Origin of the sequence: Actinosynnema sp. NPDC059797, from assembly GCF_042732085.1 — a bacterium.
Classification (GTDB): Bacteria; Actinomycetota; Actinomycetes; order Mycobacteriales; family Pseudonocardiaceae; genus Actinosynnema.
Map to the genome: position 1 here is coordinate 15,712 of NZ_JBHWIE010000039.1, position 18,693 is coordinate 34,404.

Genomic DNA, 18,693 nt, shown 5'->3' on the forward strand with positions numbered 1-18,693 from the left:
GATCACATCACACCGGGCAAGCCCCTCCCCAGCCGCGTCGGCGGTACCACGATGGGGGTGACGCGGATCTCGCCGGACCGGCGTGCAACCGTTGTCGGCACCGGTTCCGTCCGGTAGGTGCAAGCACGACGAGCGGAGAGAGTCCGCGTGGATCAGCGCGACGAGCAGGAGTTCGCGGAGTACTTCGCAGCTCGCCGGGAGGCCGTGCGCCGAACGGCGTTCCTGCTGTGCGGTGACTGGCACCGGGCGGACGACTTCGCGCAGACCGCGTTCGTCGCGCTGCACCGCAGGTGGCGCAAGGTCCGGGACAAGGGAGCCCTGGACGCCTACGTCCGCCGGAGCCTGGTGCGCGCGGTGATCGACGAGTCGCGCCGGCCGTGGCGGCGGGAGCGCTTCGTGGACCAGGTCCCGGAGGCGCCCTCGGGCGACGGCGAGGTGGCGGACTCGGTGGCCACGCGCGAGGCCCTGGTCGCGGGCTTGAAGCGGGTGCCGCCGCGGCAGCGCGCGGTGCTCGTGCTCAGGTTCCTGGAGGGCCTGGACGTCGCCGCGGCCGCGGAGGCGCTCGGGTGCTCCGAGGGCACGGTGAAGAGCCAGACCTCCCGGGGTCTGGAGGCCTTGCGCGCGGCGCTCGGCGACACGATCGACGACTTGCGGCCCGCGTCGTGAGCAGGGGGTGGAGGTAGGTGGACGAGCAGAAGCTGGCGGAGCTGTTCCGCGACGCCGCGCGCGACGCGCCGCCCGCGTCCTTCGACGTCGCGGGCGTGCGGTCGGCGTCGGCCCTGGCCACCGCGCGGCGGAGGACGCAGGTGGCGCTCGGCTCCGCCCTCGCCGTGGTGCTCGTGCTCGGCGGGGTCGTCGCGACCTCGGTGTCGCCGCGGTCGGAGGGCAACACCACCGCGGCGGGTTCCGCTGAGGACGCGTCGTCCCCTAACGTCAGCACCTTCGGGGTGCCGGAGCTGGCACCGAACGAAGCGTCACCGGACCGCAACGGCGGTCTGCCGCCCAAGAGCATCCCCGAGGACCCGCCTACGCAGGGGGGCGAGCTCTCGGGGAGCGCCGACCGCTCGACGGTCGGCGGCGCGCCCACCGGGTGCGCGGAGGTGGACCGGGAGCTCGCCGTCGCCCTCGCCGACGAGCTCCCGGTCGCCCGCGGCCTCACCCCGGCGCCCGCCGCGGTGAGCTGCCCGCCGGGTTCCCGCGGGGCGAGCTACCTGCTGCGCGACGGCGGCGTGACCGGCACGGTGTCGGTGGTGCTCACACCGCCGGGCGAGTTGCCGCCGTCCTTCGACGAGGGCACGCGGTCCGAGACCGCGAGCGCGTCCGGCGGCCGGGAGCTGCACGTGCTCAGCCGGCCGGAGGCGGGCTCGCCGGTCGTGCCCTTCGCCGACGAGCTGCCCGCGCTGGCGGGCCGCCTGGCCACCCGCTTCTGACCTCCCGCCTCCGACGGCCGCCTGTCGCCGATTTTGGTACGGTGGTACCAAAATTTTGGAGGTGGTCGAGGTGGCGTGGGTCGTGCTCATCGTGTCCGGCTTCTTCGAGGCCGGCTGGGCCGTGTCGCTGAAGCTGTCCAACGGTTTCACCCGGCCGTGGTGGACGGTCTCGTTCGCGGTCACCGCGCTGATCAGCTTCGCCGGCCTGGCCTGGGCGATGAAGCAGCTGCCCGCCGGACCCGCGTACGCGGTGTGGACCGGCATCGGCGCGGCGCTCACCGCCGTCATCGGCATGCTCTGGCTCGGCGACGGAGTCTCCACGCTGAAGCTGGTCTCCCTCGGCCTGATCGTCAGCGGCGTCATCGGCCTGAACCTGGCCGGCGGCGGGCACTAGTACCTTTCGAGCAATGACAGCCGCAACACCGAAGGGTGAACGCCGGCGCCAGGCGCTGGTCGAAGCCGCCGCCGCCCTGCTGGTGTCGGGCGGGTTCGACGCGGTCCGGCACCGCGCCGTGGCCGAGCGCGCGGGCCTCCCGCTGGCGTCCACCACCTACTACTTCGACTCGCTCGACGAGCTGGTCGCCGCCGCGCTGGAGTTCCACGGCAACGCCGAACTCGCCTACGGCAAGGCCCGCCTGGCCGAGCTGGAACCCGCCGAGTGCGGCGGCGACGCGTTCGTCGACCTGGTGCTCGACCTGCTGCTCGGACCCGTCGGCGAGGTCGACGCGGAGGCGGTGCTGCTGCGCTACGAGCGCCTGGTCGCCACCGGTCGGCGGCCCTACCTGCGGCCGCTGATGCGCAAGCTCTCCGGCGAGCTGCACGACCTGATGCTCGACATCTTCGCCAAGGCCGGCCAGCCGGTCGGCCGGGAACGCGTCGAGGAGCTGATCGCCCTCGTCGACGGCGCCGTGGTGAACGCCCTGATCGAGATCAGCCCCGACCCGCGCGCGGCCGCCCGGCGCATGCTCGCGAAGGCGATGCAACCCCGCTGACCTCCCACCGCGTTCTAGGAATCGGAGGGCGCGGAAGGGGATCGCATGCGCAAGGCCGACGAGCAGGGCTTCCGCGAGTTCGCGGTGCAGCACGCCGCTTCGCTGCGGCGCACCGCTTACCTGTTCTGCGGCGACTGGCACATGGCCGAGGACCTCATGCAGGCCAGCCTGCTCAAGCTGTACCAGGCGTGGCACCGGATCGAGTGGCGCGACAACGCCTCGGGGTACGCCCGCAAGGTGCTGCTGCGCACGTGGCTGGACGAGAAGCGCAGACCGTGGCGGCGGGCCGAGCAGCGCGACGGCGAGGTGCCCGACGTGGCGGACGCGGCGGCCGACCCGGAGCGGGCGGGCGAGCAGCTGTGGGCCCGCGACCTCGTGCACGCGGCCCTGCTGCGGGTGCCGCCGCGGCAGCGGGCCGTGCTCGTGCTGAGGTACTTCGAGGACCTGCCGGTCAGCGAGGTGGCGGTGCTGATGGGCTGCACCGAGGGCACGGTCAAGAGTCAGACGGCGCGCGGGCTCGTGGCGCTGCGCACCGCCGTCGAGGACCTGGAGCGGGGGGCGGTGGTCGCGTCGTGAGCGAAGCGGAGCTGCGGGAGGGCCTGCGCGCCGCCGTCGGGGACGAGCCGCCGCTGCGGTTCGACCCCGACGAGCTGATCCGCCGCGGCCGCCACGAGCGCAAGCGGCGGCGCGCGCTGGTCGCGGTGGGCGTGGCCACGCTCGTCATCACCGGGACGGTGCTGTCCCTGCCCGGCCTGCTCGCCACGCGGCCCGGTGCCGGGCCGCCGGGGTTCGACGCGGCGGCGTCGCCCGTGCTGACGACCACGGCGGCGCCACTGCCGGCCGAGACGACGCCGGTGCCCACGTCCGCGCCCGCGCGGGCCCTGGACGCGAAGTCCCTGGCGGCCTACGCGACCCGGCAGGTCCGCGCGCTCCTGCCGGAGGTGAAGGTCCTGCGGGCCGAGTTCACCGACGTGGCCGTGGCCGGGGATGTCACCGGGTTCGTGCAGTTCTTCGACGAGCAGGGGGTGACCAGGATCACCGCGCAGCTCAGCGCGCCGACGACGCCGACGTCGGCGCGGGAGGGGTTCTGCGCCGAGGCCAAGTGCGAGGCGCCGCGCCGGCTGCCCGACGGCAGCCACCTGAGGTTCGCCGAGGTCGTCGACCCGAGCGGGAAGTTGATCACCTACTCGGTCGCGCACTTCCGCGTCGACGGCTCGGTGGTGCGGTTCAACGCCCACAACCACGACCCCGTGGACGGCACCCCGGTGAGCCGGGACGTGCCGCTGACCGGCGACCAGCTCGCGAAGCTCGCCACCGACCCGGGGTTCGCCGCGTGGTGACGTCCCCGCCGGCCGGTCGCGCCCGGCCGCCAAATATGCTGGTCACGTGACTGCCAAGCCCCGCATCGCCAACGTCCTCGCCGGCCGCTACGCCTCCGCCGAGCTGGCCACGCTGTGGTCCGCCGAGCACAAGGTCGTGCTGGAGCGGCAGCTGTGGCTCGCGGTGCTGCGGGCGCAGGCCGAGCTGGGCGTCGACGTGCCCGCCCAGGCCGTGGCGGACTACGAACGGGTGATCGACCAGGTCGACCTGGCGTCCATCGCCGAGCGCGAGCGCGTCACCCGGCACGACGTGAAGGCCCGCATCGAGGAGTTCAACGCCCTCGCCGGCCACGAGCACGTCCACAAGGGCATGACCTCGCGTGACCTCACCGAGAACGTCGAGCAGCTCCAGGTGCTGCGGTCCCTGGAGCACGTGCGCGGCAAGACCGCCGCCGTCCTCGCCCGGCTCGCGCGCCGCGCCGCCGAGCACGCCGACCTGGTCGTGGCGGGCCGCTCGCACAACGTCGCCGCCCAGGCCACCACCCTCGGCAAGCGCTTCGCCACCGCCGCCGACGAGGTGCTGGTCGCGTTCCGGCGGCTGGACGAGCTGATCGCGCGCTACCCGCTGCGCGGCGTCAAGGGCCCGGTCGGCACCGCCCAGGACATGCTCGACCTGCTCGGCGGCGACCGGGACAAGCTCGTCGAGCTGGAACGCGCCGTCGCCGGGCACCTCGGGTTCGAGCGGGTGCTGACCAGCGTCGGCCAGGTCTACCCGCGCTCGCTCGACTTCGACGTGGTGTCGTGCCTGGTGCAGCTGGCCGCCGGCCCGTCGTCGCTGGCCAAGACCATCCGGCTGATGGCGGGCCACGAGCTGGTCACCGAGGGCTTCAAGCCCGGCCAGGTGGGCTCCAGCGCGATGCCGCACAAGATGAACACCCGTTCGTGCGAGCGGGTCAACGGCTTCGCGGTCATCCTGCGCGGCCACCTGTCGATGGTCGGCGAACTGGCCGGCGACCAGTGGAACGAGGGCGACGTGTCGTGCTCGGTGGTGCGCCGGGTCGCGCTGCCCGACGCGTTCTTCGCGCTGGACGGGCTGCTGGAGACGTTCCTCACCGTGCTCGACGAGTTCGGCGCGTACCCGGCGGTGGTGGCCCGCGAACTGGATCGCTACCTGCCGTTCCTGGCCACCACGAAGGTGCTGATGGCGGCGGTGCGGGCGGGCGTCGGCCGGGAGACCGCGCACGAGGCGATCAAGGAGCACGCGGTGGCCGTGGCGCTGGCCATGCGCGAGGAGGGGAAGGCCGAGAACGACCTGCTGGACCGCCTGGCCGCCGACCCGCGCCTGCCGCTGGACCGGGCGGCCCTGGACGGCCTGCTGGCCGACCGGCTGTCGTTCACGGGGGTGGCGGAGCAGCAGGTCGCCGAGGTGGTGCGGCAGGTGGAGGACGTGCTGGCCGCGTTCCCGGCCGCGGCGGGCTACGTGCCGGAGCCGATCCTCTGACCCGCGCCGGCGCGACGACCGGTCACGCCGGCCTGACCTGCGCCGACGCCGAATTGTCGTACCCGGCGGATAAGATCGAAGCAGGGGTGCCCCTGGCGGGGACTTCTGCGAAGCGCGGGGTCGGGATTGTGGTCGGCGGGTGACGCCGACCTGCTCGCGCGGCGGCTCGGGCGGCCCCCGGGGAAGCTGCGGAGCGCGGGGTCAGTCGGTCCTCTCCCAGCGCAGCCACCCGCGGCGCCCCTTCTCGCACACCAGCGGGCGCCCGGTCGGGTCCACCGCGGTCGCGCCCCGCTCCTCGCACGGGAAGCCCTCGAACGCCACCGGGTCGACCGCCGGCGGCTCCGTGGTCGGCGCGGTCGTCGGCTCGGGGCGCGGTTCCGGCCGGCTCGGCGCGGGTGGCGGCGGGGGTGGCGGAGGCGGGGGCGGCGGCTCGGTGGTGGCCTCCACCGCGGTCGTCGGCGTGGTGGTCCGCGGCGGCACGGAGATGTTCGCCACCGCCGGCACGGAGGTCACGGGCGCGGAACTGGTGGTCGTCGGCACGACGACCGGCTCCGGGGCGGCCGTCGGCTTGCCGCACGCGCCCGTGAGCAGCAGGGCGAGCGCGCCGGTCGCCGCTACCGGCGCGGTCAGGGCCTTCCGGTGAACCACGTCAAGCAGGGTAGGGGTCTCTCCGCCGGTAGCCCAAGTGGAGTCCCACGGTCGGCCTTACGACGCACACCGTGGGTGGTCCCAGGGGTCTGCCCGCGCCTACAGCCTGCCCGCTTCGATGATCCGCTTCAGGAACTGCCGCGTGCGCGGGTGCTCCGGCTCGCCCAGCACCTGCTCGGGCGGCCCGGACTCGACGAGCCTGCCGCCGTCCAGGAAGACCACCCGGTCGGCGACCTGCCGCGCGAAACCCATCTCGTGGGTGGCCATCAGGATGGTCCGCCCCTGCGCCGCCAGCTCCCTGACCAGCTGGAGCACCTCGCCGACCAGCTCCGGGTCCAACGCGCTGGTGACCTCGTCGAGCAGCAGCAGCCGGGGCGCGTACGCCAGCGCCCGCGCGATCGCCACCCGCTGCTGCTGCCCGCCCGACAGCTGCTCGGGGTAGCTGCCCGCCCGGTCGGCCAGCCCGACCCGCTCCAGCAGCTCCCGGCCCCGCCGCTCGGCGTCCGGCCGCGGCACGCCGTGCACCACGCGCGGCGCCAGGGTGATGTTGTCCAGCACGCTCATGTGGGGGAACAGGTTGAACGCCTGGAACACGATGCCCATGCCGCGCCGGGCCACGTCGGCGTCCACCCGCGGGTCGGACACGTCCACGCCGTCGAGCAGCACCTGGCCGTCGTCCAGCTCCTCCAGCAGGTTCACGCACCGCAGCAGGGTCGACTTGCCCGAGCCCGACGACCCGATCAGCGCCACCACCTCGTGCTCGTGGACGTCGAGGCCGATCCCGTCGAGCACGGTGCGGTCGCCGTAGCGCTTGACCAGCCCCCGGACGGACAGCACCGGTCGGGGTGGCGCCTGCCCGGACGCCGGCGCGCCGGTCACAGACCACCCCGACGCCGGTCGACCCGCCTGCCCAGGGCGTCGGCGAACCGGGCCGTGGGCACCGCGAGCAGCACGAACAGCAGCCCGGCCACCACGTACGGGGTGAAGTTGAACGCCCGCGACTGCTCGATCTGCGCCGCCCGCACCGCGTCCACCGCGCCCAGCACGGAGATCAGCCCGCAGTCCTTCTGCAACGCCACGAAGTCGTTCAGCAGCGCGGGCATCACCCGCCGCACCGCCTGCGGCAGCACCACCAGCCGCATGGTCTTGCGCGGTCCCAGGCCCAGCGACCGGGCCGCCGCCACCTGCGACGGGTGGACCGACTCGATACCGGCGCGGAACACCTCGGCCACGTACGCGGTGTAGGCGAGCACCAGGGCCGTGCCGCCGAGCACCACGTGGTCGTTGGGCACGCCGGTCAGCCGCAGCGCGGGCAGCCCGAACCCGACCAGGTACAGCAGGATGATCAGCGGCAGGCCGCGGAACAGGTCCACGTACGCCGTGGCGAGCACCCGCAGCGGGAACCACACGGGGCCGCGCAGGGTGCGCAGCGCCGCCACGACCAGGGCCAGCACCAGGATCAGCGCGCCGCACACGACCAGCACCCGGAGGTTCAGCCACAGCCCCTCCAGGATCGCGGGCAGCGACCGCCACGCGACCTCCGGGTCGAAGAACGACTGCCGCACGCGCGGCCAGCCGGGCGCGGTGGTCACGGTCGCCCACGCGACCACCGCGAACACCGCGGTCGACAGCAGCGCGACCAGGGTGGACCGCCGCGCGCGGGAACGCCGGTAGGCGAGGCGCTCCCGCTGCAGCTCGCTGATCACTTCAGCTCGGGCGCCGTGCTCGCGGACGACAGCCACTCCTGCTCGATCCTCGCCAGCGTGCCGTCGGCCCGGAGGTTCTCCACCGCCGTGGACACGCACGGGGTCAGCGGGCTGCCCTTGTCCAGCACGATGCCGAACTGCTCGGGCTTGCCGTCGCCCGCCGGGATCTGGCCGATGACGACGCCGTCCTCCAGCTCCGCGGAGGTGATGTAGAACGCGGTCGGCAGGTCCACCACCAGCGCGTCGATCTGCCCGGCGCGCAGCGCGGCCTTGGCGTCGTCGTTGGTGTTGTAGACCGCCACGTCCTGCTCGGGCTGGAGCCGCTGCGCCGCCTCGAAGCTGGTGGTGCCGACCTGCGCGCCGATCTTCACCGACTTCAGCTCGGCCAGCGTCTTCACCGACGCGGCCTTGGACGACTCCAGCGTGATCGCGACTTGGTCCACGTCGTAGTACGGCGCGGAGAAGTCGACGGCCTGCCTGCGCTCCTCGGTGATGGAGAACTCGTTGATGTCCGCGTCGTAGGTCTTGCGGCCCGGCTGGATGGCCGCGTTGAACGGCACCCGCGTCCACACCACGTCCTCGCGGGCGTAGCCCAGCTCGTCGGCCAGGGCGTAGGCGACCGCGGACTCGAAGCCCTTGCCGTTGGTGGGGTCGTCGTCCACGAACCACGGCTCGTACACCGGCTGGTCCGTGCCGAACGTGATCTTGCCGGGGGTGAGCGTCGCCAGGTTCTCCTTCTTGCAGTCGACCCCGTCGACCTGGTTGGTGGGCCGCGCCTCCTGGTCCGCGGGGGCGCAGGCGACGGCGACCGCGACGACGGCGGTCACGCTCAACATCAGTCCGGGTACGCGCATGGGCAGAATCTTGCCGCAGGTGGGAAGGGCCGCCCACGGATCGGGACAAGTAGGCTTCGGCCGTGCCCAAGCTCGACGACTACCGGCAGGTCGCCACCGGCAAGGTCCGTCACATCCACGAGGTGGACGACGACCTGCTGCTGTTCGTGGCCTCGGACCGGATCTCCGCCTTCGACCACGTGCTCTCCACCGGGATCCCGGACAAGGGCCGGGTGCTGACCGCGATGAGCGTGTTCTGGTTCGAGCGGTTCGCGGACCTCGTGCCGAACCACCTGGTGTCGTGGGACGACCCGCGCATCCCGGGCGAGGTGCGCGGTCGGGCGCTGCTGGTGCGCAAGCTGGACATGGTGCCGGTGGAGTGCGTGGCGCGCGGCTACCTGACCGGGTCGGGCATGGCCGAGTACCGGCGGTCCGGCTCGGTGTGCGGCGTCGAGCTGCCCGAGGGGCTGGTCGAGGCGTCCGAGCTGGTGCCGCCGATCTTCACCCCGGCGACCAAGGCCGAGGTCGGCGCGCACGACGAGAACGTGTCGTTCGCCGAGGTCGAGGCGGCGGTCGGGGCGGACCTGGCCGGGCGGCTGCGGGACGCGACGCTGGCCGTGTACGGCGCGGCGCGGGAGTACGCGCGCACGCGCGGCGTGGTCCTGGCGGACACGAAGTTCGAGTTCGGCCTGGACGCCTCGGGCACGCTGGTGCTCGGCGACGAGGTGCTGACCCCCGACTCGTCGCGCTACTGGCCCGCGGACTCCTACGCGCCGGGGCACGTGCAGCCCTCGTTCGACAAGCAGTACGTCCGCGACTGGCTGACCTCGCCGGACTCCGGCTGGGACCGCTCCTCCGACACCCCGCCGCCCCCGCTGCCCGACGACGTGGTGGCCGCCACCCGCGCCCGGTACGTCGAGGCGTACGAGCGGATCACCGGCCTGTCGTTCGCCGACTGGCCGTCACCGGAGTAGCGCCCGGAGCGGCACCGGAGCAGCGCCGGAGCAGCGCCGGACCCGACCGGGCACAGTTCGCCGGATCCGCACCCCCGCGTCACCTCGCGGTCAGGCGGGCGACACGCCGGTGCGGCGCACTGGGTGTCGTGCGCGCCCACCTCGTGGTTTCGCTGTCCGGCATCGGGCCGAGCACGCTCGCCCGGTGCGCCGACCTAGCCGACCGGCTCGACCGGCGGCACGTGCCGCTGTCGCTGCTGCTGGCGCCGCGCAAGGCGCCGGGACCGGCCCTGACCTGGGTCCGCGACCGCGTCGCCGCCGGTGACGCGCTCCTGCTGCACGGCTTCGACCACGCGCCCGACCCGGCGCACCGGGCCAGGGTGGGGCGCAAGCGCGCCGAGTTCGCCGCGCTGCCCGCCCACGAGGCCGGCCTGCGGCTGGTGGCCGCCCGGGCCGCGCTGGCCCGCCTCGGCCTGCGCACGGACCTGTTCGCGCCGCCGAGCTGGCTCGCCTCGCCGGGCACGCTGGTCGCGCTGCGCGCGCACCGGTTCGCGGTGTGCGCCGACATGGCGGGCGTGCGGGACCTGCGCACCGGCGACGTGCGGCCGGGCCGGGTGCGGATGGTCGGCGAGCACTGGAGCCACCTGCTCGGCACGGGCCGGGCGGCCCGGCGCGGCGGGCTGGTGCGGCTGGGCGTGGACGCGGCGTCGCTCGACCGGCTGGCGCCGGTGCTGCTGGAGGCCGTCGACCTGGCCCTGCACCACGGCGCGACGCCCGTCACCTACAGCTCGATCCCCTCGCCCCGGGGCAGCACGACCACCTCGACGCCCTCCGGCGCGGTGCCCGACAGGACCCGGTAGTACACCTCGGTCCGGGCCAGGACCGCCTCGTGGACCGGCACGGCCTTGCGCGGCGACACCGCGGCCAGGAAGTCCGCCGCGTCCGCCACCTTCATCCACGGCGCGGCGGTCGGCAGCGCCAGCACGTCCACGCGCTGCTCCGGCACGGTCAGCGAGTCGCCCGGGTGGTAGAACGCGCCGTGGTCGACCAGGTAGCCGACGTTCGCGGGCACCGGCAGGTCCCGGTGGATCACCTCGTGCGGCGCGTCGAGCACGTGGACGGTCGAGCCGGCGACCTCCAGCACGTCGCCGGGCGCGACCGCGGTGGCGCCGTCGAGGTCGAACGGCGCGAACACCCGGGCGCCCGGGTTGGCCTCGCGCAGCGCGGGCAGCCGGTCGACGTCCAGGTGGTCGACGTGCTCGTGCGTGACCAGGATCGCGTCCAGGCCGGTGACCTGCTCGAAACCACCGGAGAACGCGCCCGGGTCGAACAGCAGGCGTGCGCCGCCGGTGTCGACCAGCACGCAAGAATGTCCGAAATGGACCATTTCCATGGTGGTGCTCCTCTCGCCCACCGTTCTACACCGGCTCAGCCCACCGCGTGCAGCAGCTCCTCCTCGGCCCGCGGGGGCAGGCCGGCCCGCCGGTCGCGGTCGAGGCCCAGCGCGCGCTCGTGGACGAGGGCGTCGCGCGCGGTCTCCGCGGTGGGCCGGGGCCGCAGCCCGGCGGCCAGCGCCGGACCCGCGTCGCGGAACATCAGCGAGCGGTGGGTGGCGGGCAGCCACAGCGGCAGCGAGCGCGGACCGGCCCACGGCGCGACCTCGTGCCGCCGCAGGACCTCCTCGGGCACGCGCACCAGCTCGGTGCCCTGCGGCGCGACCGCGCCCGCGATCTCGCCCAGGACCAGTGCCAGCGGGTTCGCCGGGCCGACGGCGTCGTAGGTGCCGGTGAGGCGCTGCTCGGCGGCGTCCACCAGCCAGGCGGCCAGGTCGCGGACGTCGATGTGCTGGGCCGGCTGGTCCGGCGCGTCCGGGACCACCGCGCGGCCGCCCCGGGAGAGGCGGTTGGGCCAGTAGCCGAAGCGGTCGCTCTTGTCGCCGGGGCCGGTGATCAGGCCGGGGCGGACGATGAAGGCGCGGTCGCCGCACGCGTCGCGGACCGCGTCCTCGCTGGCCACCTTGATCGCGCCGTAGCGGTCGGGGGACCTGGGCGCGCCCAGGTCGTCCTCCAGCGGGTCGAGCGTGCGGGTGCTGCCGGGCGTGGCGTGGTCGGCGTAGACGGAGCAGCTGGAGACGAACGCCCAGTGGTCCGCGCCCACGGACCGCAGCGCGTCCCGGACCCAGGTGACGGACATGGTCGCCAGGTCGATCGCGGCGTCGAAGCGCTCGCCCGCGAGGGGGTCGAGGCCCGCGTCGCGGTCGACCGGCACGTGGGTCGCGCCGTCGGGCGCGGAGCCGGACTCGCCCCGCGCCGCGCACACCACCTCGTGACCGCGCCGCACCGCCTCGGCCGCCGTCGCGTGGCCGAGGAAGACCGTGCCGCCCAGCACCAGGATCCGCATGATCCCCAGATTAGGGGCGGGACCGGTGGCCACGGACGAGTACGCCGACAGCGAACGGGCGAACATACGTTCGGGTGGGGAAGATCCAGAGCGGTGAAGCGGGTGCCGATGCACCGCTGTGGCCGTGCAAGCCTTTGTCGATGAATCCCGCCGCAGGGACACCTACCTGCTGGCGGCCGCGATCGTGTCCCCCTCGCAGTTGCACCCCTTGAGGAAGCTGCTGCGCGGGCTGCTCCTGCCCGGACAACGGGAACTGCACTTCAAGAAGGAGACGCCGCAGCGGCGCAAACTGATCCTCTCGCGGCTCGCCGAGGCCGGCGTGGAGGTGCACATCTACCGGCGGAACTGCGCGCAAGGGCCTGAAGCCGCTCGCCAGGCGTGCCTCGCGCGGTTGACCACCGACCTGCTGGACCTGGGAGGAGGACGCCTGGTGCTCGACACGCGCGAGGACCGCGACATCCTCGACATGCGCACGATCCGGACGGCGCTGGGCAAGTACCCGAGGGCGTCGCAGCTGTACTACGAGCACCTCATCAGCACGAACGAGGCGCTGCTGTGGATCGCCGACGCGGTCGCCTGGGCCTTCGGGGCGGGAGGCGACTGGGCCCGGCGGACGAAAGCGGTCGTCGCGTGGGACGTTGACTTGGACCAGGTGCCCTGAAAAGCGCGAAGCCCAACCGTCGACCGTCCGGACGTTGGTTGGGCTCACTTCCTCGGCCTACGGGGCCTCGGCTGAGATCAGCTTAGCAAATCAGGCCCCCGAACCGCCCCCTCACGATCGGGTGAACCCAGGTGAACGTGTGCCCCACGCCACGCGAGAACTTGATGAACACCCAGCTCAGGTACCCTTCCCGAGTACCGCCAGCCCTCCTACCTTGGAGCAGCCTGTCGTGGCCCGAGTCGTCGTCGACGTCATGCCGAAGCCCGAAATCCTCGACCCCCAAGGACAGGCGGTGGCCAACGCGCTGCCCCGCCTCGGGTTCGACGGAATCACCAGTGTCCGCCAGGGCAAGCACTTCGAGCTGGAGGTCGCCGACGACGTCGACGACGCCACGCTCGCCAAGATCGCCGAGACGTTCCTCGCCAACCCCGTGATCGAGGACTGGGTCGTGAGGCGGGTCGAGGCATGAGGGTCGGGGTCATCACCTTCCCCGGCACGCTGGACGACGTCGACGCGGCGCGCGCGGTCCGGTACGCGGGCGGGGAGGCGGTCAGCCTCTGGCACGCCGACCACGACCTCAAGGGCGTCGACGCGGTCATCGTGCCCGGTGGCTTCTCCTACGGCGACTACCTGCGCTGCGGCGCCATCGCCCGGTTCGCCCCGGTGATGCAGGAGGTCGTGGACGCGGCGAACAAGGGCATGCCGGTGCTCGGCATCTGCAACGGCTTCCAGATCCTCTGCGAGGCTCACCTGCTGCCCGGCGCGCTGGTCCGCAACTCCAAGCTGCACTTCGTGTGCCGCGACCAGTGGCTGAGGGTCGAGAACAACGAGACCGCCTGGTCCACCCGGTACGACCGGGGCGCCGAGATCCTCGTGCCGCTCAAGTCCGGCGAGGGCGGCTACCAGGCCGACCAGCGGACCCTCGACGAGCTGGAGGGCGAGGGCCGAGTGGTGTTCCGGTACGTCGGCGAGAACCCCAACGGCTCGCGCAACGACATCGCGGGCATCACCAGCGCCAACGGCCGGGTCGTCGGCCTCATGCCGCACCCCGAGCACGCGATCGACGCGCTCACCGGCCCGACCGACGACGGCCTGGGCATGTTCCTGTCCCTCGTGGACTCGGTGGTGACCGCGTGAGCGCCGGGATCACCAAGGTCGACACCGTCGAGGACGCCGAGAAGACGCCCGACCAGGAGCAGCCCTACAAGGAGCTGGGCCTGAAGGACGACGAGTACGCCCGCATCAAGGAGATCCTGGGCCGTCGGCCCACGGACGCCGAGCTGGCGATGTACTCGGTGATGTGGAGCGAGCACTGCTCCTACAAGTCGTCCAAGGTGCACCTGAAGTACTTCTCCGACACCACCACCGACGAGATGCGCGCCAAGATGCTCGCGGGCATCGGCGAGAACGCCGGCGTGGTGGACATCGGCGACGGCTGGGCGGTCACCTTCAAGGCCGAGAGCCACAACCACCCGTCCTACGTCGAGCCGTACCAGGGCGCGGCCACGGGTGTCGGCGGCATCGTCCGCGACATCCTCGCCATGGGCGCCCGCCCGCTGGCCGTGATGGACCCGCTGCGGTTCGGCCCGGCCGACGCGCCGGACACGCGCCGGGTGCTGCCCGGGATCGTCGCCGGCGTCGGCGGCTACGGCAACTGCCTGGGCCTGCCGAACATCGGCGGCGAGGTCGTGTTCGACGCGACCTACGCGGGAAACCCGCTGGTCAACGCCCTGTGCGTGGGTGCGATGCGGGTCGAGGACCTGCACTTGGCGCACGCCTCGGGCACCGGCAACAAGGTCATCCTGTTCGGTGCGCGCACCGGCCTGGACGGCATCGGCGGCGTGTCCGTGCTGGCGTCGGAGACCTTCGACGACACGGTGGGCAAGCGGAAGAAGCTGCCCAGCGTCCAGGTGGGCGACCCGTTCACCGAGAAGGTGCTCATCGAGTGCTGCCTGGAGCTGTTCGCCGAGCGCATCGTGGTCGGCATCCAGGACCTGGGCGGCGCGGGCCTGGCGTGCGCGACGTCGGAGCTGGCCAGCGCCGGTGACGGCGGCATGCACGTCTACCTGGAGCGGGTGCCGCTGCGCGCCTCCGGCATGACGCCGGCGGAGATCCTGTCCAGCGAGTCGCAGGAGCGCATGTGCGCGGTCGTGCGGCCCGAGGACCTGGACGCGTTCATGGCGGTCTGCGCGAAGTGGGACGTCATCGCCACCGAGATCGGCGAGGTCACCGAGGGCGACCGGCTGGTCATCACCTGGCACGGCGAGGTCGTGCTGGACGTCCCGCCGCGCACGGTCGCGCACGAGGGCCCGGTGTACCACCGGCCGATCGAGCGCCCGGCCGACCAGGACGCCCTGCGGGCCGACGTGCCGGACCGGCTGGCGCGGCCGGCCCGGGAGGAGCTGCTGGAGCTGGTCAAGACCATGGCGGCGTCGCCGAACCTGGCGTCGAAGCGGTGGGTGACCCAGCAGTACGACCGGTACGTGCGCGGTGGCACGGTGCTGGCCCAGCCGTCCGACTCGGGCATGATCCGCATCGACGAGTCGACGCACCGGGGCGTGGCGCTGTCCACCGACTGCAACGGCCGCTACACCAGGCTCGACCCGTACGCGGGCGCGCAGCTCGCGCTGGCCGAGGCGTACCGGAACGTCGCCACCTCGGGCGCCACGCCGGTCGCGGTGACCAACTGCCTGAACTTCGGCTCGCCGGAGGACCCGGCGGTGATGTGGCAGTTCGAGCAGGCCGTGAAGGGCCTCGCGGACGGCTGCGCCGAGCTGGGCATCCCGGTGACCGGCGGCAACGTCAGCTTCTACAACCAGACCGGCGCCACGGCGATCCTGCCGACGCCGGTGGTGGGCGTGCTGGGCGTGATCGACGACGTCCGCCGCCGCATCCCGACCGGGATCGGCGCGGAGGCGGGCGAGACGCTGCTGCTGCTCGGCGAGACGCGCGACGAGTTCGGCGGCTCGGAGTGGGCGCACGTGGTGCACGGCCACCTGGGCGGCCTGCCGCCGAAGGTGGACCTGGCCCGCGAGAAGCTGCTGGGCGAGGTGCTGGTGGCGGGTTCGCGCGACGGGATGGTGTCGGCCGCGCACGACCTGTCCGACGGCGGCCTGGCGCAGGCGCTGGTGGAGACGTGCCTGATCGGCGAGGTGGGCGCCCGGGTGTTCCTGGAGGGCGACCTGTTCACCGAGCTGTTCAGCGAGTCCACCGCCCGCGTGCTGGTGGCCGTGCCGCGCACCGAGGAGCTGCGGTTCACCGACATGTGCACCGCGCGCGGCCTGCCGTGGCGCAAGGTCGGCGTGGTGGACCCGGAGTCCGGCGCCCTGGAGGTCCAGGGTCTCGGCAGCCTGCCGCTGGCGGAGCTGCGCGAGGCGTGGGAGGGCACCCTCCCGGCGCTGTTCGACTGAGCGAGGGGTCGGCCGGGTGCGCTCCGCACCCGGCCGACCACCGCTTCCTGCGGTCCCGGGGCCGCCCGGGGTGCGATCCGGTCTCGATCCGCGCACCGTTGCGCCACGCCGCCGTCGCGGCCCCCCGCCGTTGGCAGGGTCGGTCCTTCTCGTCTCACCGACAGGGAGGACCAGCGATGCCCGAGGACAAGTCCACCGACGCGCCGGCGGGGGAACCGGAGAAGGTCGCGCGCCGGGGGTGGCGGCGGTGGTTCCGGGGACCGAGGCGGTGTCCGCGACCACGGCGGTGTCCGCGACCACGGCGGTGTCCGCCACCGGCTCGTCCGACCCGCCGCCGGCGCCCTCCGCGACGCCCTCGGCCCCTCCCGCGCCCTCTTCGCCCGGCGCCCGGACCGGGCAGCCGGTGACCGCGCCGGCGGGCGCCACGTCCGCCGCGCCCGCCGCCACCGCGACCCCCGCCCCGGCCGAGGGGCCCGAGCGGCCCGACCCGGCCGTCCGGTTCGCCGGTGACCTGCCGTTCGGCAGCTTCAACCTGGACTACCGGCAGCCGCGGGCCCTGGAGGGCCGCAACGTCTACCGGATCCAGGACGCCCGCCTCTACGCGGACGACGGGTTCCAGCTCGTGGAGTGGCCGACGGACGGCGCGCCGGACCGGGCCGGGTGCGTCGCCGAGCTGGCGGCCAACGGCAAGCGGGACGCCACCGGGCTGGTGCCGGGCGGCCACGTGTGCGGCCGGACGCCGGAGGGGCGGGTCTTCCGGATCGAGGTCCTGGACGTCTCCGCCGAGGCGTTGCGGGGGCGCGTGCTGGTGTGGGAGGTCTGAACGCCCAGGGTGGCCGGCCGGGTGCTCCCGACCGGCCACCCCGGCGCGTCAGCCGGTGGCCAGCGCCTGGAGCCGGTCGTAGGCGCCGTTGAACTGGTTCTGGTCGATGGGCGAGGACGAGTACTGCCAGATCGTGTAGTACGGCCAGGCGTAGGGCAGGGTGCCGACCGTCGACGAGTAGCGCGCCACCCACAGGGGGTTGGTGGAGCTGAAGTCGCCGCTCACGCACTGGCTCCACCAGCTGGTGGAGGTGTAGATGACCGGCCAGCGGCCGGTGCGGGTGTGGTAGCGGTCGCTGAACGACTTGATCCACGCGGTCATGCTCGCCTTGGACAGGCCGTAGCAGGTCGCGCCGTACGGGTTGTACTCCATGTCCAGCGCGCCGGGCAGGGTCCGGCCGTCGCGGGACCAGCCGCCGCCGTTGTTGACGAAGTAGTCGGCCTGGGCGGCGCCGGTGGAGCGGTCGGGCAGCGCGAAGTGGTACGCGCCGCGGATCATGCCGACGTTGTAGGAGCCGTTGTACTGCTGGGCGAAGTAGGGGTTGCGGTAGCCGGTGCTCTCGGTGGCCTTGACGTAGGCGAACCGCTTGCCGAGGCCCCACCAGTGGTTCCAGTCGACGTTGCCCTGGTGGCCGCTCACGTCGATGCCGTACACGACGGCCTGGGTGCTCGGTTCGTCGGGGACCACGACGCGGGGCGCGCCTCCCTCGTGCTTGCGGATCTGGGAACCCATGGCGTGGTCCTCCGCCGCGGGGGCGGGCGCCGCCGGGGCGGGACCGGCCGGGACGGGGGTGGCCGACGCGGGTGCGGTTAAGCCGATCAGGAACAGCCCGGCGGAGGCCAACAGGGCTGTGGCGGAGCGTGCGAAGGTGTTCATCGGGACTCCTGGAGCCAGTGCAGGGAGTTGACTCGATGGGCAGTGTGCGGCACCACTAACCGGATCACCAGAGTTTTCGTTAATTGGTCACGAAAACGGAGCAGTCCGGGACCGGGACCGCGCCGTGCGGCCGTCGAACCCGGACTGCCCAGGTGAGTCGCGGTTGGGTCAGATCGTCGCCCCGATCGCCCGATTCCGCCATTCGGCGGTCACCCGTCCAGTCGCCGCAGCTCCTCCTCGGACAGTTCCAGGTGGACAGCGGCGGCCGAGTCGGCGATGCTCGCGGGCCGCGACGCGCCCGGGATCGGCACCACCTGCGGCGCCTTGGCGAGCATCCACGCCAGGCACACCTGCTGCGGGCTCACCCCGTGCGCCGCGCCGACCTCGGCGAACGCGCCGAACCGCTCGCCGAGCCGCCCGGCCGCGCTGATGCCGCCCAGCGGGCTCCACGGCAGGAACGCGATGCCCAGCTCCGCGCACAGCTCCAGCTCCGGCTCGCTGGAGCGGAACACGGGCGAGAACTGGTTCTGCACGCTCGCCAGCCGACCGCCCAGCACCTCGTCGGCCTCGCGGATCTGCGCGGGGTCGAAGTTGGACACGCCCGCGAGCTTGATCTTGCCCTCGTCCAGCAGCTCGGCCAGCGCGCCGACGGACTCGGCGGTCGGCACGTCCGGGTCGGGCCGGTGGAACTGGTAGAGGTCGATGGCGTCCACGCCCAGCCGCCGCAGCGACGCCTCGCAGGCGGCCTTGAGGTACTCGGGCCTGCCGTTGAGGCCCCAGCCGCCGTCGGCGGTGCGGGTGTGGCCGCCCTTGGTGGCGACCAGGACCCCGTCCACGCCCTTGAGCGCCTCGGCGATCAGCTCCTCGTTGTGCCCGAAGTCGCTGTCGTCGGCGGAGTAGGCGTCGGCCGTGTCGATCAGGGTCACGCCCGCGTCGACGGCGGCGCGGATGGTCTCGACGGCCCGGGCCCGGTCGGGGCGGCCCTCCAGCGACATGGGCATTCCGCCCAGGCCGATGGCACTGACCTCGACTCCACCGATGCGGCGAGTCAGCATCTTGACGTACCTCCGTGTTGGTCCGTGTGCGGTTCCAGCTTGGGCCGACCGCATTAAGCTGTCCAACAGAAGGACCTGATGCCATT

General features: G+C 73.4%; 22 protein-coding genes. 14 read left to right on the plus strand and 8 right to left on the minus strand.

Annotation, left to right across the window (positions count from 1 at the left end):
* Positions 1-147 precede the first annotated feature (147 nt).
* From ACFV4N_RS13410 to purB, 7 genes are all read left to right on the plus strand, one after another.
* Positions 148-666 carry a SigE family RNA polymerase sigma factor gene (locus ACFV4N_RS13410; RefSeq protein WP_499672784.1) on the plus strand — a complete coding sequence of 173 codons (519 nt, stop codon included), beginning with the start codon at positions 148-150 and terminating at the stop codon, positions 664-666.
* A 17-nt stretch (positions 667-683) separates the two neighbouring features.
* Entirely contained in the window at positions 684-1,430 is a 747-nt protein-coding gene (locus ACFV4N_RS13415) for a hypothetical protein (protein WP_499672785.1), read from the plus strand.
* 70 nt (positions 1,431-1,500) lie between these two features.
* Complete coding sequence (locus ACFV4N_RS13420) at positions 1,501-1,824, plus strand: DMT family transporter (protein WP_499672813.1); 324 nt, start codon at positions 1,501-1,503, stop codon at positions 1,822-1,824.
* 13 nt (positions 1,825-1,837) lie between these two features.
* Entirely contained in the window at positions 1,838-2,422 is a 585-nt protein-coding gene (locus ACFV4N_RS13425) for a TetR/AcrR family transcriptional regulator (protein ID WP_499672786.1), read from the plus strand.
* A gap of 45 nt (positions 2,423-2,467) precedes the next feature.
* Positions 2,468-2,998 (plus strand): RNA polymerase sigma factor, encoded by a 531-nt coding sequence (locus ACFV4N_RS13430; protein WP_499672787.1) that lies wholly within the window; start codon positions 2,468-2,470, stop codon positions 2,996-2,998.
* A complete protein-coding gene (locus tag ACFV4N_RS13435; RefSeq protein WP_499672788.1) occupies positions 2,995-3,762 on the plus strand; it encodes a hypothetical protein in 768 nt (255 codons plus the stop codon). Before ACFV4N_RS13430 ends, ACFV4N_RS13435 begins: the two co-directional genes overlap by 4 nt.
* Before the next feature lie 46 nt (positions 3,763-3,808).
* Entirely contained in the window at positions 3,809-5,242 is a 1,434-nt protein-coding gene (gene purB, locus ACFV4N_RS13440) for an adenylosuccinate lyase (protein ID WP_499672789.1), read from the plus strand.
* A 201-nt stretch (positions 5,243-5,443) separates the two neighbouring features.
* Here purB and ACFV4N_RS13445 read toward each other — a convergent pair whose 3' ends face one another.
* From ACFV4N_RS13445 to ACFV4N_RS13460, 4 genes are all read right to left on the minus strand, one after another.
* Positions 5,444-5,890 carry a hypothetical protein gene (locus ACFV4N_RS13445; protein WP_499672790.1) on the minus strand — a complete coding sequence of 149 codons (447 nt, stop codon included), beginning with the start codon at positions 5,888-5,890 and terminating at the stop codon, positions 5,444-5,446.
* 99 nt (positions 5,891-5,989) lie between these two features.
* Positions 5,990-6,769: an amino acid ABC transporter ATP-binding protein gene (locus ACFV4N_RS13450; RefSeq protein ID WP_499672791.1), complete on the minus strand. Its 780-nt coding sequence runs from the start codon at positions 6,767-6,769 to the stop codon at positions 5,990-5,992.
* Positions 6,766-7,632 (minus strand): amino acid ABC transporter permease, encoded by an 867-nt coding sequence (locus ACFV4N_RS13455; protein WP_499672792.1) that lies wholly within the window; start codon positions 7,630-7,632, stop codon positions 6,766-6,768. The genes ACFV4N_RS13450 and ACFV4N_RS13455 overlap by 4 nt, the downstream gene beginning before the upstream one ends.
* On the minus strand, positions 7,593-8,450 hold the full coding sequence (locus ACFV4N_RS13460; protein WP_499672793.1) for an ABC transporter substrate-binding protein: 858 nt from the start codon (positions 8,448-8,450) through the stop codon (positions 7,593-7,595). The genes ACFV4N_RS13455 and ACFV4N_RS13460 overlap by 40 nt, the downstream gene beginning before the upstream one ends.
* Positions 8,451-8,512: 62 nt before the next feature.
* Between ACFV4N_RS13460 and ACFV4N_RS13465 the strand changes: the two genes are divergently transcribed.
* Together ACFV4N_RS13465 and ACFV4N_RS13470 are read left to right on the plus strand one after the other, a co-directional pair.
* On the plus strand, positions 8,513-9,403 hold the full coding sequence (locus tag ACFV4N_RS13465; RefSeq protein WP_499672794.1) for a phosphoribosylaminoimidazolesuccinocarboxamide synthase: 891 nt from the start codon (positions 8,513-8,515) through the stop codon (positions 9,401-9,403).
* Between the two features lie 128 nt (positions 9,404-9,531).
* A complete protein-coding gene (locus tag ACFV4N_RS13470) occupies positions 9,532-10,242 on the plus strand; it encodes a DUF2334 domain-containing protein (protein WP_499672795.1) in 711 nt (236 codons plus the stop codon).
* On the opposite strand, the gene ACFV4N_RS13475 is transcribed toward ACFV4N_RS13470, so the two are convergent.
* A complete protein-coding gene (locus ACFV4N_RS13475; protein ID WP_499672796.1) occupies positions 10,164-10,775 on the minus strand; it encodes an MBL fold metallo-hydrolase in 612 nt (203 codons plus the stop codon). The two genes, ACFV4N_RS13470 and ACFV4N_RS13475, sit on opposite strands and share 79 nt — an antisense overlap.
* Positions 10,776-10,810: 35 nt before the next feature.
* Complete coding sequence (locus ACFV4N_RS13480; RefSeq protein ID WP_499672797.1) at positions 10,811-11,782, minus strand: NAD-dependent epimerase/dehydratase family protein; 972 nt, start codon at positions 11,780-11,782, stop codon at positions 10,811-10,813.
* A 124-nt stretch (positions 11,783-11,906) separates the two neighbouring features.
* On the opposite strand from ACFV4N_RS13480, the gene ACFV4N_RS13485 reads away from it, so the two are divergent.
* The 5 genes from ACFV4N_RS13485 to ACFV4N_RS13505 all read left to right on the plus strand — a co-directional run bounded on the left by ACFV4N_RS13485 (position 11,907) and on the right by ACFV4N_RS13505 (position 16,676).
* The gene (locus tag ACFV4N_RS13485) at positions 11,907-12,443 is read left to right on the plus strand and encodes a hypothetical protein (RefSeq protein ID WP_499672798.1); all 537 of its coding nucleotides are present in this window, start codon (positions 11,907-11,909) and stop codon (positions 12,441-12,443) included.
* A 229-nt stretch (positions 12,444-12,672) separates the two neighbouring features.
* The gene (gene purS / locus ACFV4N_RS13490; RefSeq protein ID WP_033428368.1) at positions 12,673-12,912 is read left to right on the plus strand and encodes a phosphoribosylformylglycinamidine synthase subunit PurS; all 240 of its coding nucleotides are present in this window, start codon (positions 12,673-12,675) and stop codon (positions 12,910-12,912) included.
* On the plus strand, positions 12,909-13,580 hold the full coding sequence (gene purQ, locus ACFV4N_RS13495; RefSeq protein WP_499672799.1) for a phosphoribosylformylglycinamidine synthase subunit PurQ: 672 nt from the start codon (positions 12,909-12,911) through the stop codon (positions 13,578-13,580). Before purS ends, purQ begins: the two co-directional genes overlap by 4 nt.
* Positions 13,577-15,853 (plus strand): phosphoribosylformylglycinamidine synthase subunit PurL, encoded by a 2,277-nt coding sequence (gene purL / locus ACFV4N_RS13500; RefSeq protein WP_499672800.1) that lies wholly within the window; start codon positions 13,577-13,579, stop codon positions 15,851-15,853. Before purQ ends, purL begins: the two co-directional genes overlap by 4 nt.
* Positions 15,854-16,100: 247 nt before the next feature.
* On the plus strand, positions 16,101-16,676 hold the full coding sequence (locus ACFV4N_RS13505; RefSeq protein WP_499672801.1) for a hypothetical protein: 576 nt from the start codon (positions 16,101-16,103) through the stop codon (positions 16,674-16,676).
* Between the two features lie 48 nt (positions 16,677-16,724).
* Here ACFV4N_RS13505 and ACFV4N_RS13510 read toward each other — a convergent pair whose 3' ends face one another.
* Positions 16,725-17,552 (minus strand): lysozyme, encoded by an 828-nt coding sequence (locus ACFV4N_RS13510; protein WP_499672802.1) that lies wholly within the window; start codon positions 17,550-17,552, stop codon positions 16,725-16,727.
* Positions 17,553-17,761: 209 nt separating this feature from the next.
* Positions 17,762-18,607 carry an aldo/keto reductase gene (locus ACFV4N_RS13515; RefSeq protein WP_499672803.1) on the minus strand — a complete coding sequence of 282 codons (846 nt, stop codon included), beginning with the start codon at positions 18,605-18,607 and terminating at the stop codon, positions 17,762-17,764.
* Positions 18,608-18,693 lie beyond the last annotated feature (86 nt).